This window comes from Mesorhizobium liriopis, assembly GCF_024053505.1.
Classification (GTDB): Bacteria; Pseudomonadota; Alphaproteobacteria; order Rhizobiales; family Rhizobiaceae; genus Mesorhizobium_B; species Mesorhizobium_B liriopis.
Genome location: NZ_JAMXQS010000001.1, coordinates 156,239 through 169,748 on the forward strand (window position 1 = coordinate 156,239; position 13,510 = coordinate 169,748).

A 13,510-nucleotide genomic window follows, 5' to 3' on the forward strand; every position below is an offset into this window, starting at 1 on the left:
AAAGCCACTCGAAAGCGCCAGAATAGGCGTGGCTCACAGCTGCCACGCATGTCGAACCGGATGGCGAAGTAGATTCGCTGATGGCCTTTGTTTTGTGCCGCGATATTGGCAGTCGAACAGAGAACAACTGTGGATGAACTTGGAGATCGCCGTACACCAAAGTCATCGCCTCTTGTCTCAAAGCAATCGCGCTGAACAAATTCATGCCGGGGAAGCCGCTCACAGCGGCGCGGGGTGAGTGAACACGCATGGACGTTCTCGAAAGAGATCGCGAGACCGATCCGCCGCTCATGGCGGATGCTGAAACCTTCAGCGCAGCCGAAGCGAGCGTCTCGACGCACAGGATGGCAGAGCTCGTCTTTCCAGCCATCACGGATTGGTGCCCCATCCTCGACCGGCTTAAACTTTCCTTCGAAGAACGTCTTGAACTCGCCGCCACTGCCGATATCGACCGTCGCACTCTCGCCCAGCAACTCGTGGCTTCAGGTCGCATCTCCGAAGTCGCGCTGACGCGCCTGATGGCCGAACAGCTCGGCCTCTCGTTCCAGGAAACAATCCGGGCGGACCATCTCATGGTCACGGACGAAGACTGCTTCTCGCATCTCGGCGCCAACAGCCGCTTCGCCCTTATGAAACAGGAGGGGTCGAATAGCCGCAACGCATTGCTGCTGGCTCTCAACCGCATGTCACCCCGCGAGGCCGCCGGTCACCTCGCGGCTAAGCCCGAACTCAGGCATTGGCTCAGGATCGTCGCGCCATCGACGCTGCGCCGCGCGCTCATCGAACGTGCCGAGCCGATGCTCCTTCGCGAAGCCGTGCTCGGCCTTTTCGAGCGCAACCCCGATCACTCCGCGCGTCAGACGCTCAACCCATGGCAAGGCGTGGCCGTCGGGGTCCTGTTGACCCTTCTGCCCTTTGCTTTTTTGCTCGTACCGGCCGCCTCGCTCCTCGTCACGCATCTGCTGTCCTCGCTGTTCTTTCTGGCCTGCGTCGCTTTGCGCCTCGCCGCGATCCGCGCTGCCCCCGCCTATCGCGTGACGCCCGTCGCCCATCGCATCCACGAGGAACTGCCGGTCTACTCCGTTCTGGTTGCGCTCTACCGGGAACGCGCGGTCGTGCCGCAACTGATCGAAGCGCTGCAAAAGCTCGAATGGCCGGCGGGCCGGCTCGAAGTGAAGCTGATCTGTGAGGCCGACGACCATGACACGATCGAGGCCATCCGCGAGGCCGGGCCACCGCCGAATTTCGAGATCGTCGCAGTTCCGCCCGCGCTGCCCAGAACCAAGCCCAAGGCCTTGAACTACGCTCTGCCTCTGACCTCAGGCGAGTTCGTCGTCCTTTTCGATGCGGAGGACCGCCCCGATCCGCTGCAGCTCAAGGAAGCGCTCGACCGCTTCCGCCGAGCCGGCCCTGATCTGGCCTGCCTGCAAGCCCCGCTCGTCATCTCGAACGCGAATGCGTTGCCTGTCGCGGGCCTGTTCGGCCTGGAATATGCAGCACTTTTCCGCAGCCTGCTGCCTTACCTCGCCAAGAAAAGATCCTTTCTGCCCCTCGGCGGCACATCGAACCACTTCCGCCGCACAGCGCTCGAAGAAGCGGGAGCGTGGGATCCGTTCAACGTCACGGAAGACGCCGATCTGGGCCTGCGCCTTCTGCGCATGGGCTATCGCACCGAAACGCTGACGCATCCGACGCTCGAAGACGCGCCTGAAGATTTGAGGACCTGGCTGCCGCAACGCACGCGGTGGTTCAAGGGCTGGCTGCAAACGCTGTTCGTGCATATGCGCCATCCCGCCCGACTCCTGCGTGAGATCGGCGTCGGGCCATTCCTCATCACACAGGTGTTGCTGCTCGGCATGGTCGCCTCGGCCCTCGTCCATCCGCTTTTGATCGGGACGTTCGCCGTTCTCATCTGGCGCCTGATCAGCGGCGTGCCTTTCGACACCTTCTACGCCGCGATCCTGCTCCTCGACATCACCAACATCGTCTGCGGCTACCTCTCGTTTCTCGCACTCGGCTGGCGCTCGATGTCGAAGCGCGAGAGACGCGGTTTCCCACGTCTCGTGCTTCTCACGCCGCTCTACTGGATGTTGCTCTCCGTTGCCGCCTGGAATGCGGTCTGGCAGCTATGGAAAAGGCCGCATCATTGGAGCAAGACCGCGCATAAGCCGGTGCGGTCAGTGGTCTGAGAACGCCGGCCCCTCCGCGATGATCTTCGGATCGGCCTTGCCGATTGCGTCCAGATCCCGTCCCTCATAGGGAACGGCGCTCAGCACATGCCGGATCACCTCCAGCCGCGCCCGGCGCTTGTCGTTCGACCGCACCAGCGTCCAAGGCGCCTTCGAGCTATGCGTGCGCCGGAACATCTCTTCGGATGCGCGTGTGTAGTCGTCCCATTTCGGAATGGCCGCCACATCCATGTCCGAGAACTTCCAGGTCGCCAGCGGGTCGTGACGGCGGTCGTGGAAGCGCTTCAGCTGGGTTTCGCGGCCGATCGACAGCCAGAACTTGAAGAAGCGGATCCCGTCATTGACGATCAGCCGCTCGAAATGCGGGGTTTCTTCAAGGAACTTCTCGGTCTCCTCGGGCGTGCAGAACCCCATCACGGTTTCCACGCCCGCGCGGTTGTACCAGGATCGGTCGAACGACACGAACTCGCCGCTTGTCGGAAAATGCGTGACGTAGCGCTGATAGTACCACTGCCCCTGTTCGCGGTCCGAAGGCTTGGCGAGCGCGATGTTGGGCGCGTAACGCGGGTTCATGTGTTCGCGCAGCACCTTGATGGCTCCGCCTTTACCCGCGGCATCGCGCCCCTCGAACAGTGCCATCACGCGCTCGCCGCTCTTCTGCAGCCATGATTGCAGCTTCACGAGTTCCGTTTGCAGCCTGACCAGTTCCTCCTCGTAGATCTCGCGCTTGAGCTTCTTGTCGTAAGGATAGCCGCCCGACTGCAATGCCTTTTCGTCGATCCAATCCGGCAAGACGGGGTCGTTGATATCGAAAGCCGGCAGTTCGTCGTGATGCTTCTTTTTGTGCTTCATCGTCCGGTGATCCTGCATGTGTTAGACCCGCAGAATTGGGCGGAAACGCCGGAAAATCCAGCCCCGCCGGTGGTAAGCCGGCGGCGATGAGGACCGATGGAAAGTGACGAGACGATCACGCCGGCGACGTTCGTCGCGCTGGCAAGCCTGAGTGCCGGCCTCGGCGGCGGGCTGATCCTGTCGGGCGATGGCGGCGCGATGCTGGCAGCCGGGCTGGCCTTCATGCTGGTCGCTGCCGTTTGCTTCGCTCTTTCGCTGCGTCGCACGAAGGCCGAAAACTCCGTCGCATCCCGCCCGGTCGACGCAAGCCTCGGCGTTCCGGCCATCGAGGCACAGGCGCTGATTTCAGCCATGCCCGATCCCATGGTCGTGTTCGACCCGGCCGGCTTCCTGCTTCACGCGAACCCGGCCGCTGAACTCGCTTTCGGCGCGCTCAAGCCCGGCCTTTCGCTGCCGTTGCGGTTTCGCGCCCCGGAGATGCAGGTGATGATGGGTGATCTGCTTTCGGGCAGCGTGTCGCGCGCCGAAACGCAGCTGTCCGAGCGCGTGCCGGTCGAGCGTTCGTTCCATGTGTGGGGTACGGCACTCGGCGATGGCCATTTCGCGCTCGTGTTCCACGATCTCGGCGAAGCGCGCCGCATCGACCGCATGCGCTCGGATTTCGTGGCGAATGCCAGCCACGAATTGCGCACCCCGCTCGCGGCCATCGCGGGCTTCGTGGAAACCCTGCGCGGCCCCGCGCGCAATGACGAAAAGGCCCGCGACCGCTTTCTCACGATCATCGGCGAGCAGACCGCGCGCATGACGCGTTTGATTGACGATCTCCTGTCGCTGTCGCGCCTGGAATCCCGCCCGACCCTCGATCTCGGCCAGAAGGTCGATCTGACGGCTGTCGTGCGCGAGGTTGCCGAAACGCTCGGCCCGGTCGCTGCCGAAAGCGGCGTGCGCCTCGAACTCGACGTCGATCAGGTCGAGGTGGGCGGCAGCCGCGATGAACTGGTGCAGGTCGTCCAGAACCTCATCGAGAACGCCTGCAAATACGGGGCTTCGGGCGGGCGCGTCCTGGTTTCGCTCAAGCAGGCCGACCAGATGGAAGCCGAGCTTTCGGTGCGCGACTGGGGCGCCGGCATCGCATCCGAGCATCTGCCTCGCGTGACCGAGCGTTTCTATCGGGCCGATGTTCAGTCGAGCCGCGCCAAGAAGGGAACGGGCTTGGGCCTTTCCATCGTCAAGCACATTGCTACGCGCCACCATGCAAGGCTGACGATCGCGTCGGAACCGGGCAAGGGCTCGCTCTTCGCGCTGCGCTTTCCGAGCAAATTCGTTTAACTATTTTGCCGGCGTGTTATCGCCGTGTCACAATGCGGGCCGATCATCGGTGAATCACGGGAGAATAATCCCGAAGGAGGAAACGAGGCGTGCGTTCGCAACATATTGTCGGCGCGTTTGATGCCGAGCTTCAGGGTCTGTCTCGCCGGATAGCCGCCATGGGCGGCATGGCCGAGCGCATGGTGGAGGAGGCCGCGACCGCCTTGCGCCGTGGCGATCTGAGCCTTGCCGACCATGTGATCGCGTCAGACGAGCGCCTCGATGCGGCCCAGCGCGAACTGGACGAGACCGTGGTTTCGCTGCTCGCCCGCCGCCAGCCCTTGGCCGGCGACCTGCGCGAGATCGTGGCCGCCCTGCGCATCGGCGCCGACCTCGAGCGCGTCGGCGACCTCGCCAAGAATGTCGCCAAGCGCCTCGGCGCGGTGGACGCCGGCGAGCGTCCGCGGGAATTGCAGAGCGGTCTCGATGCGCTGGCGGAAGCCGCCCAATCCCAGCTCAAGGACGTGCTCGACGCCTACGCCACGCGCACGGCCGACCGCTTGGCACCCATGCGCGACCGCGACCGCGAGATCGACACGGTCTTCACGTCACTGTTTGGCAGCTTGCTGGAGGCGATGATGAACGAGCCGCGCACGATCACGGCGTCCACCCATCTGCTTTTCTGCATCAAGAATTTCGAGCGCATCGGCGACCACGCCACCAACATTGCCGAAACGGTCTTCCAGATGGTCACCGGCCACGAAATGCCTGCGGACCGCCCCAAGGCCGACCGCACCCACTCCCTTTCAGGCGCGGCCTAAAAACCAATGACTTGGCGCAACGCAGAACAGCCGAGAAAATTCATTTCGGCGAGTCAGCTGAGAGTGCCGGCGAGAACCGGAGCGCAGCGTACATTCGTACGTGAGCACCGGAAGCGCAGCCGGTGCCCGCAGATGGCCGCCGAAGCGGGTTTAATCGACTGTTCTATCGGATGCGGCGGCGTTCCGAGGCCGGCTGAAACGCGATCTTCGCGTGGTAGCGGCAGTAAGGGCCGGTATCGGCACAATCATTGCCGCAGAAGTTGAAGTCTTCCGACAGCGGGTCGCCGTTCGGCCATTTGCAGGTCCGCTCGGTCAGCTGCACGAGGCGAAGGCGGCGCGAGATCGGCACCACCACATTGTCGGACGGATTGACGGGGCGCTGATAGACCTGCGGTGCGGCGTCGAACTCCGCCTGCAGCGCAGTCGCGCCGATGCTGGCGGTCACGGGCCGCATCACCTGGGCGGCCGCCACGACGGCTTTCGCCGTCATCTGCACCTGTGTCGAGACGATGGCGGCGGGTGCCGCCTTCTTCTTGACCACGGGCGCTGCGGCGGCACGGCCGCGATTGTTGAGCTTGAGGCGATGAACCTTGCCGATCACGGCATTACGGCTGACGCCGCCCAGCTGCGCTGCGATCTGGCTCGCGCTCAGCCCTTCTCCCCAAAGCTTGCCAAGGAGTTCAACACGCTCGTCCGTCCAGTTCATGAACATCCGCTCCATCGTCATATGCGGGCAGAATCCGTAAAAGTCCCGGCTACGCACCAGGGCGCCACTTCGAATTTCCGGGATCGGGATCTGCCGCGAGAAACCTGTCTTCAGATGGCCCTAAGATACAGGACCGACTGACTCGGTGACAAGAGTCCAGCTTGGGGCAAGATTCGCTTTTTTCGGTTTTCCCCAACTGTGCCGCTCCCGATTCTCGGTGCCGAAAGCTTGGAATGATCTGGCCCATTTGGGCGCGAAACCTTGTGTGACAAGGGTTTTGCGCGTTGACTTGGGACCCGGTCAGCCGTTAACAAACGCGAAGGGCCGCCACCCACCGGGCGGCTCTTTTGATTTTTTACGGCCCCGGGCCAGATGCGGGGTCACGACCCACGCGAAACCGGAGCCGAACCCATGGCTGGTACCGCCCTCTACGATACGTTTGCTCGCGCGCCTCTGGCCTTCGAGCGAGGCGAGGGGGTCTGGCTCGAAACGCGAGAAGGCGAGCGCTTCCTCGATTTCGCGGCCGGCATTGCGGTGAATTCGCTGGGCCATTCCCACCCGCATCTCGTGAAGGCCCTGCAGGAGCAGGCGGCCAAGCTCTGGCACGTCTCGAACCTTTACGAGATCCCCGATCAATCCCGCCTCGGTGAGCGGCTGGCTGCCAACACCTTCGCCGACAAGGTATTCTTCACCAATTCCGGTGCGGAAGCCTTGGAATGCGCCATCAAGACCGCGCGCCGCTATCACTATGCCAAGGGCGCACCGGAGCGCTTCCGGATCGTCACATTCGAGGGTGCTTTCCACGGCCGCACGCTCGCCACCATCGCGGCCGGCGGCCAGAAGAAATATCTGGAAGGCTTTGGCCCCAAGGTCGAAGGCTTCGATCAGGTGCCTTTCGGTGATTGGGCGGCGCTCGAGGCGGTCGTAGGTCCCGAGACCGCCGCGATCCTGATCGAACCGGTGCAGGGTGAGGGTGGCGTACGCCCCGTGGAGGCGTCCTTCCTGCAGAAGCTGCGCAAACTCTGCGACGATCAGGGCATGCTCCTGATCTATGACGAGGTCCAGTGCGGCATCGGGCGCACCGGCAAGCTCTTCGCCTATGAGTGGTCGAATGCCGTGCCCGACATCATGGCCATCGCCAAGGGCATCGGCGGCGGCTTTCCCGTCGGCGCGTGTCTCGCGACTGCCGAGGCCGCGTCCGGCATGGTCGCCGGCGTCCACGGCACCACCTTCGGCGGCAACCCGCTCGCCATGGCGGTCGGCAATGCCGTGCTTGACGTGGTGCTGGAGGAAGGCTTCCTCGATGAGGTGTCGCGCAAGGCGCTTCTGATGAAACAGGGCCTGGCCGAGATCGCCGATGCCTTCCCCGATGTGGTCGCCGAAATCCGTGGCACGGGCCTGATGCTCGGCATCAAATGCGTCGTGCCGAACGGCGAACTCGTCGGCGCCATGCGTGACCAGAAGATGCTGGCCGTTGCCGCCGGCGACAATGTCGTGCGCCTCTTGCCGCCCCTCAACATCACGGATGACGAAATCCGCGAGGGCCTCAACCGCATCCGTTCGAGCGCCGAAGCCCTGTCGCACAAGCTCAAGGCAGCATGATGAGCCAGCCGCGCCACTTCACCGACCTGTCCGCCGTTTCGCCTGAAACACTGCGCGACATCCTCAGCGACGCCGCGATCCGCAAGGCCGCCCTCAAGCGTGGCGAGCGCTCAAAGCCGCTCGAAGGCAAGGTGCTCGCCATGATCTTCGACAAGCCTTCGACGCGCACCCGCGTGTCCTTCGAGGTCGGCATGCGCCAGCTCGGCGGCGAAACGCTGGTGCTTTCGGGCACCGACATGCAGCTCGGCCGTGCCGAAACCATTGCCGATACGGCCAAAGTGCTGTCGCGCTATGTCGATGCCATCATGATCCGCACAACCGATCATGCGCGCCTCATCGAACTCACCGAGAACGCCACAATCCCCGTGATCAACGGCCTGACCGACGACACGCATCCATGCCAGATCATGGCCGATGTGATGACCTTCGAAGAGCATCGCGGGTCGATCAAGGACAAGCTCGTCACCTGGACCGGCGATGGCAACAACGTTCTCCATTCCCTGATGGAAGGCTCCGCCCGCTTCGGCTTCCGCTTGAACGTCGCGGTGCCCCAAGGCAGCGAACCCGAGCCGCGCTTCAGCGACTGGGCCAACACCCATGGCGGGCGCGTCGCCTTCCACTCGAGCGCGGAAGCGGCGGTGGACGGCTCGGATGCGGTCGTGACCGATTGCTGGGTGTCCATGAACCAGGAGCACCGCGCGCGCGGCCACAACATCTTCCAGCCTTATCAGGTCAACGAGGCGCTCATGCGCCACGCGAACAAGGGCGCGCTCTTCATGCATTGCCTGCCCGCCCATCGCGGCGAGGAGGTGACGGACGCGGTGATCGACGGCCCGCAATCGGTGGTCTTCGACGAGGCCGAGAACCGCCTGCACGCGCAAAAGGCCATCCTCGCCTGGTGCCTGGGAGCGGCCCCGCTCGACGGTTGATCGAAGCGAAAACGCTTCCTATCTTGGGGCGAACTCCTTCTCGTCCCACTCGCACATCCCGCTCGGCTTATTTGAGCGGAAGGATACCATGCCATGCAGCTTTCCTCTGCCACCGGCACCCATGAACCCCGCCTGGGCGAATTCGGTTTCGCCGGCGACGATCATGTCGTGCCCTTCGAAGTCGGCGCGCTCGATATTCGCGGCCGCGCGGTGCAGCTTGGGGGCCTTCTGGATTCGATCCTGAGCCGGCACGACTATCCCGAGCCCGTCGCGCGCCTTCTCGGCGAGGCTATCGTGGTCACGGTTCTGCTCGGCACCTCGCTCAAATTCGAAGGCAAGTTCATCTTCCAGACTCGGTCCGAGGGTCCGGTGGACATGCTGGTGGTGGATTTCGCGACACCCCGCGCGGTGCGCGCCTACGCCCGCTTCGACCCCGAGCGGGTGGCCGACGCGATTGCCCGCAATGAGGCGTCACCCGAAGCGCTGCTCGGCCGGGGCGTGCTGGCACTTACCATCGATCAGGGCGAATACACCCAGCGCTATCAGGGCATCGTCGAACTCGACGGTGCCTCGCTGGAGGAGGCCGCGCGCCGCTATTTCCGCCAGTCGGAGCAGATCCCGACCGATGTGCGACTGGCGGTCGCCAAGCAGCTTCGCCCCGGCGGCGAACAGCATTGGCGCGCCGGCGGCCTGCTGGTGCAGTTCCTGCCCGAAGCGCCCGAGCGCCTGCGCATGCCCGACCTGCCCGGCGGCGACGGTGCGGACGAGGCCGATCACGCCTTCACCGACAATGCCTGGCTCGAAGTGCAGGCCTTGATGGCGACCGTCGAAGCCGGCGAGCTCACCGATCCGACTGTCGGCACGGAGCGCTTGCTGTTCCGGCTCTTCCACGAGCATGGCGCGCGCGTCTTCGAAGGCGTTCAGGTCGTGGACGAATGCACCTGCTCGCGCGATCGTATCGCGGACGTTCTTCGCGGCTTCACCGCCGAGGAGATCACCGAAAGCACCGAAGACGGCAAGATCGAAGTCGCCTGCGAGTTCTGCTCGACCTCCTACGTGTTCGACCCCGCCGAGTTCGCGCCCAAGAGCTAACGGTCAGGCGGCAGCGCCTTGCCCAGATCCCCTTCGAGCAGCCGCACGAAGGGGAGGGGCTCCAGCTTTCCGGGCTCCGCGAACGGGTTCGAGAAGGCGTAGATGAAGAACAGGATCATCCCCGAATAAGCGCCGAACACGGCGAACAGCACCATATGCGTGCGCGTCGGGCGGTAGACGTAGAATGGCACGGCGAGCAGCACGAGCCCGATCAGCGCGGGCGCCCAGAACAGCTCGCTGAACCGGTCGAGCACGGACGATTCCCGCATCTGCCGGAACCCTGCAATGTCGGTCGCCCGTCCACGCATGCGGTTGGCAAGGAATGTCTGCCGGTCCGACTGCGGCGTGAGGTCGAGAAGCTGGTTGTAGATCCGGTCCCAATCGACCCAGGCCTGCGCCGATAGGCCCTTCTTCTCGCCGAGGTCATGCCATTCCACCGTCACCACGGTCCGCACATATTGCGCAAGCCCGGCCCTGATAGGCTCGACGGGCGGCCCGCCATAGCGGTTGATGTCGTTGAAGATGTCGGCGACCGCGACCGCTTCTTGGGCGAGCGACGCGCGCACATCCTTGTAGTCGTCCAGCTCCTGCGCATAGACCAGCGCCAGGATCAGGCCATGAAGCGCAGCGATGCGGGTCGCGACCGATCCCGCCACATCATGCGTCCGATCGCCTTCCGCGCCGGGGCTCAGCAGTTTGCGCGCCCCATAATAGCTGCCCAGCATGATCGTCACCGTGATCATCACGAACACGATGCCGATAAGCGCCGATACGACGAAACCGTCCATGCCGCTCCTCCTCGCATCGAGGCTAGAAGCTCGCGCGCGGCGTTGGAAGTGGCGGCGGGGCTTAATTCACCGAACGCTTGACGTTCGGCAGGTCGAGCGAGAAGGCGGGAATCGCGATGTCGAACTTTTCGCCCGTCTCGCTCACCATGGAATAACGGCCTTCCATGAAGCCGGAGGGCGTCGAGAGCGGGCAGCCCGAGGAATACTGGAAGCTGTCGCCCGGCGAGAGCGTCGGCTGCTCCCCGACCACGCCCGGTCCCCGCACTTCCTCGACATGGCCCGTGGCATCCACGATGCGCCAGTATCGCGACACGAGCTGAACCGTTTCCTCGCTTTCATTGGCGACGGTCACGCGATAGGCCCACACATAGTGGCTGTCTTCCGCATCCGACTGGTCGGGAAGAAAGCTCGGTTCGACCTCGACCACGAGATTCCGCGTCACCGCGCGATACATGATGCTCTGCCTGCGTATGCCATGGCTGGGATTTCGGTCCCCAAGCGGCATTCGTCAAGGTATGGCGTGGTGGAAGGCAGAGGGAGAAGGCGAGGATGTTGGATGGCTGGGCGCGCCGAAAGCTCGATCCTGCGCTCGGCAGGACAGGTGCCGCCCTAGCGCACCGTGGCATCTCCGCTGATGCCGTCACCTTCGCCGCCTTCGGCATCGGCATCGCCGCTGCCGCCGCTGCGGCTTGGGGTTGGTTTCTCTTCGCCCTCGTCCTGATGCTCGCGAGCCGCCTCGGCGACGGTCTCGACGGCGCGGTGGCCGGGCACACGCGCCGCACGGATCGCGGCGGCTTTCTCGACATCACCCTCGACTTCGCCTTCTATGGCGCCTTCCCCTTTGGCTTTGTCCTTTACGACCCCATCGCCAACGGTCTGGCGGGTGCGGCCCTCCTGCTCGCCTTCTACGTCAACGGCGCGAGCTTCCTCGCCTTCGCCATCATGGCCGAAAAGCGCGGCATGGCGAGCACCGCGCGCGGGCCGAAGTCGCTCTTCTTCACGACGGGCCTGGCGGAGGCGACCGAAACCATCGCCGCCTTCGCCCTGATGTGCCTGTTTCCGGCGTGGTTTCCGGTCATCGCCTGGACGTTCGCGGGCGTCACGGCCTATACGACCGTTTCGCGGCTCGTGCTGGCCTGGCGTACGATCGACTGAGCGACTTCGACAACGCGTAGGGGCATCAAGCGACGCGGGATTTTCTCCCGCGTCACCTCGCGCCGATGGTCAAACGCCGAACGTCACCAACCCTTTCTCATCGATTTGCCAGGCCGGGTTCCACGCGATCTCCCAAGCATGGTTGTCAGGGTCGGCGACATAGCCGCGAAAGCCGCCATGCGCCGGCGCATCGGCGGGGCGCAAGATACGTCCGCCAAATTGCAACAGCTGCTGCATGACGGTGTCGACATCGGCTTGCGCGGAAACATTGTGCGCCAGCGCGAAAGCCCCGCGCTGGCTCAGCCCGCTCTGCTGCATGTCCTTTTCCAGGCTGTCCCGTAGGAAGGTGCCGAGCACGAAGCCGTTCATCTGGTAGAAGACGATTTCATGGTTATCGAAAACCGGGACCCATCCGAAACCATCGCAGTAGAACCGCTTCGAACGTTCAGTGCTGCTGATGCCGAGCGTGATGATCGAGATCTGCTGTTGCATATCCATGGCCTTTCGTTCGCCCCGCCTGATTGCAAGGACGTGAAAGCCATGGGACGCCATCCGAACGTGGACGGCGAAAGGACCCGCATGTTGCGAGGGCCGGGCCAACCGCACCGGCCTTTCCTGTTTTAGGCGCGACGAGTGTAAGCCTCGTAGCAACGCCAAGTCAAACCGCCGACCGGCCCTCCGAGCTTCAGCCCTGACGCGCCGCCTTCAACGCCTGAGCCACGTCTTCCAGCAGATCGTCCGTATCCTCCAGCCCCAGCGACAGCCGCAGCGTGCCGCCGCCGATGCCGAGTTCCGCGCGCGCCTCGTCCGACAGGTTCTTGTGCGTGGTGGTCGCGGGATGCGTGATCAGGCTCTTGGCATCGCCCAGATTGTTGGACATGCGGATCACCTTCAGCGCGTTCTCGAAGGCGAAGGCTGCCTTCTTGCCGCCTTCCACCTCGAAGCAGATCAGCGTCGAGCCGCCCTTCATCTGGCGCTTGGCGAGTTCGGCCTGCGGATGATCGGCGCGGCCGGGATAGATCACCCGCGCGATGCCGGGCCGCTCGGCCAGGAAGTCCGCGACACGGCCCGCACTTTCCGTCTGCTGGCGCACGCGCAGCGAGAGGGTTTCGAGGCCCTTCAGCAGCGTCCAGGCATTGAAGGGCGACAGGCTCGGGCCCGTATGACGGAAGTAGTCGTGCAGGTTCTTGTCGATCCATTCCTTGTCGGAAAGGATCACGCCGCCCAAGCAGCGGCCCTGGCCGTCGATGTGCTTGGTCGCCGAATAGACGACGATATGTGCGCCGAGTTCGAGCGGCTTCTGCTGCAAGGGGGTCGCAAACACGTTGTCCACCACGAGCCGCGCGCCCGCCTTGTTGGCGATCGCGGCCACGCCCGCGATGTCCACCAGTTCCAGGGTCGGATTGGTCGGGCTTTCGAGGAAAAACAGCTTGGTGTTGGGCTTCACCGCGTCCTGCCACTGGTTGAGGTCGCGCCCGTCCACCAGCGTGAACGCTACCCCATATTGCGGCATCAGCGTCTCGACGATCCAGCGACACGAGCCGAACAGCGCGCGGGCCGCCACCACATGGTCGCCCGCCTTCACCGAACACAGAAGCGCCGCAGCCACCGCCGCCATGCCGGAAGCCGTGGCGCGCGCATCCTCGGCCCCTTCCAGCGCGCACATGCGCTTTTCGAACATGTCCGTGGTCGGGTTGGAGTAGCGCGAATAGATGAAGCCCGGCAGCTCGCCCTTGAACCGCGCCTCGGCTTCTTCCGCCGTCTGGTAGACATAGCCTTGGGTCAGGAAGATCGCTTCGGAGGTTTCGCCGAATTCCGAACGCAGCGTGCCTTCGTGCACGAGCCGTGTTGCAGGGCGCCAATTCGTCGTGTCAGCCAAGATCGCCATCTCCAAAACAAAAAACCGGCCGCGAACAGTCGCAACCGGTCCAAAGGCCTGCTCGTGGCCACGGTCCTTTAGCGACTTGTTTAACGTGGCTGCAAGCCGACCGGCCAAATCACCACGGGATAGGGATTGCTTAAGCCCTTCTTCGGCTTGGTGTCAACGGAACTGCACGTTAAAGCAGAC

13 protein-coding genes and 1 riboswitch are annotated in these 13,510 nt (G+C 64.0%); of the genes, 7 read left to right on the plus strand and 6 right to left on the minus strand.

Annotation, left to right across the window (positions count from 1 at the left end):
• The first annotated feature begins 248 nt into the window (after nt 1–248).
• Nucleotides 249–2,189: a glycosyltransferase gene (locus NGM99_RS00760; protein ID WP_252815138.1), complete on the plus strand. Its 1,941-nt coding sequence runs from the start codon at nt 249–251 to the stop codon at nt 2,187–2,189.
• Here NGM99_RS00760 and ppk2 read toward each other — a convergent pair.
• Complete coding sequence (gene ppk2, locus NGM99_RS00765; protein WP_252815139.1) at nt 2,178–3,041, minus strand: polyphosphate kinase 2; 864 nt, start codon at nt 3,039–3,041, stop codon at nt 2,178–2,180. The two genes, NGM99_RS00760 and ppk2, sit on opposite strands and share 12 nt — an antisense overlap.
• Nucleotides 3,042–3,137: 96 nt before the next feature.
• On the opposite strand from ppk2, the gene NGM99_RS00770 reads away from it, so the two are divergent.
• Together NGM99_RS00770 and phoU are read left to right on the plus strand one after the other, a co-directional pair.
• Nucleotides 3,138–4,370, plus strand: a complete 1,233-nt coding sequence (locus tag NGM99_RS00770; RefSeq protein WP_252815140.1) for an ATP-binding protein — start codon at nt 3,138–3,140, stop codon at nt 4,368–4,370.
• 89 nt (nt 4,371–4,459) lie between these two features.
• Nucleotides 4,460–5,170 carry a phosphate signaling complex protein PhoU gene (gene phoU / locus NGM99_RS00775; RefSeq protein ID WP_252815141.1) on the plus strand — a complete coding sequence of 237 codons (711 nt, stop codon included), beginning with the start codon at nt 4,460–4,462 and terminating at the stop codon, nt 5,168–5,170.
• A gap of 163 nt (nt 5,171–5,333) precedes the next feature.
• On the opposite strand, the gene NGM99_RS00780 is transcribed toward phoU, so the two are convergent.
• Nucleotides 5,334–5,876 (minus strand): GcrA family cell cycle regulator, encoded by a 543-nt coding sequence (locus NGM99_RS00780; RefSeq protein ID WP_252815142.1) that lies wholly within the window; start codon nt 5,874–5,876, stop codon nt 5,334–5,336.
• A 411-nt stretch (nt 5,877–6,287) separates the two neighbouring features.
• Between NGM99_RS00780 and NGM99_RS00785 the strand changes: the two genes are divergently transcribed.
• From NGM99_RS00785 to NGM99_RS00795, 3 genes are all read left to right on the plus strand, one after another.
• On the plus strand, nt 6,288–7,478 hold the full coding sequence (locus tag NGM99_RS00785; protein ID WP_252815143.1) for an aspartate aminotransferase family protein: 1,191 nt from the start codon (nt 6,288–6,290) through the stop codon (nt 7,476–7,478).
• The gene (gene argF, locus NGM99_RS00790; RefSeq protein WP_252815144.1) at nt 7,478–8,407 is read left to right on the plus strand and encodes an ornithine carbamoyltransferase; all 930 of its coding nucleotides are present in this window, start codon (nt 7,478–7,480) and stop codon (nt 8,405–8,407) included. The genes NGM99_RS00785 and argF overlap by 1 nt, the downstream gene beginning before the upstream one ends.
• Before the next feature lie 93 nt (nt 8,408–8,500).
• On the plus strand, nt 8,501–9,499 hold the full coding sequence (locus NGM99_RS00795; RefSeq protein WP_252815145.1) for an Hsp33 family molecular chaperone: 999 nt from the start codon (nt 8,501–8,503) through the stop codon (nt 9,497–9,499).
• Here the strand turns inward: NGM99_RS00795 and NGM99_RS00800 are convergent.
• Complete coding sequence (locus NGM99_RS00800; protein WP_252815146.1) at nt 9,496–10,287, minus strand: bestrophin-like domain; 792 nt, start codon at nt 10,285–10,287, stop codon at nt 9,496–9,498. The two genes, NGM99_RS00795 and NGM99_RS00800, sit on opposite strands and share 4 nt — an antisense overlap.
• A 61-nt stretch (nt 10,288–10,348) precedes the next feature.
• A complete protein-coding gene (apaG, locus tag NGM99_RS00805; RefSeq protein WP_252815147.1) occupies nt 10,349–10,741 on the minus strand; it encodes a Co2+/Mg2+ efflux facilitator ApaG/CorD in 393 nt (130 codons plus the stop codon).
• A 95-nt stretch (nt 10,742–10,836) separates the two neighbouring features.
• On the opposite strand from apaG, the gene NGM99_RS00810 reads away from it, so the two are divergent.
• Nucleotides 10,837–11,442 carry a CDP-alcohol phosphatidyltransferase family protein gene (locus tag NGM99_RS00810; RefSeq protein WP_252815148.1) on the plus strand — a complete coding sequence of 202 codons (606 nt, stop codon included), beginning with the start codon at nt 10,837–10,839 and terminating at the stop codon, nt 11,440–11,442.
• 69 nt (nt 11,443–11,511) lie between these two features.
• On the opposite strand, the gene NGM99_RS00815 is transcribed toward NGM99_RS00810, so the two are convergent.
• Entirely contained in the window at nt 11,512–11,934 is a 423-nt protein-coding gene (locus tag NGM99_RS00815) for a VOC family protein (protein WP_252815149.1), read from the minus strand.
• Between the two features lie 193 nt (nt 11,935–12,127).
• Nucleotides 12,128–13,321: an O-succinylhomoserine sulfhydrylase gene (locus NGM99_RS00820; RefSeq protein ID WP_435371361.1), complete on the minus strand. Its 1,194-nt coding sequence runs from the start codon at nt 13,319–13,321 to the stop codon at nt 12,128–12,130.
• A gap of 57 nt (nt 13,322–13,378) precedes the next feature.
• Nucleotides 13,379–13,456: riboswitch (SAM riboswitch) on the minus strand.
• Nucleotides 13,457–13,510 lie beyond the last annotated feature (54 nt).

Excerpts from the sequence above, each read along its gene's own strand:
- ppk2 (WP_252815139.1), bottom strand. The coding sequence starts at position 3,041 with ATGAAGCACAAAAAGAAGCATCACGACGAACTGCCGGCTTTCGATATC.
- argF (WP_252815144.1), top strand. The coding sequence starts at position 7,478 with ATGAGCCAGCCGCGCCACTTCACCGACCTGTCCGCCGTTTCGCCTGAA.
- NGM99_RS00760 (WP_252815138.1), top strand. The coding sequence starts at position 249 with ATGGACGTTCTCGAAAGAGATCGCGAGACCGATCCGCCGCTCATGGCG.
- apaG (WP_252815147.1), bottom strand. The coding sequence starts at position 10,741 with ATGTATCGCGCGGTGACGCGGAATCTCGTGGTCGAGGTCGAACCGAGC.
- NGM99_RS00815 (WP_252815149.1), bottom strand. The coding sequence starts at position 11,934 with ATGCAACAGCAGATCTCGATCATCACGCTCGGCATCAGCAGCACTGAA.
- NGM99_RS00785 (WP_252815143.1), top strand. The coding sequence starts at position 6,288 with ATGGCTGGTACCGCCCTCTACGATACGTTTGCTCGCGCGCCTCTGGCC.
- NGM99_RS00810 (WP_252815148.1), top strand. The coding sequence starts at position 10,837 with ATGTTGGATGGCTGGGCGCGCCGAAAGCTCGATCCTGCGCTCGGCAGG.
- NGM99_RS00780 (WP_252815142.1), bottom strand. The coding sequence starts at position 5,876 with ATGAACTGGACGGACGAGCGTGTTGAACTCCTTGGCAAGCTTTGGGGA.
- NGM99_RS00795 (WP_252815145.1), top strand. The coding sequence starts at position 8,501 with ATGCAGCTTTCCTCTGCCACCGGCACCCATGAACCCCGCCTGGGCGAA.
- NGM99_RS00800 (WP_252815146.1), bottom strand. The coding sequence starts at position 10,287 with ATGGACGGTTTCGTCGTATCGGCGCTTATCGGCATCGTGTTCGTGATG.
- NGM99_RS00770 (WP_252815140.1), top strand. The coding sequence starts at position 3,138 with ATGGAAAGTGACGAGACGATCACGCCGGCGACGTTCGTCGCGCTGGCA.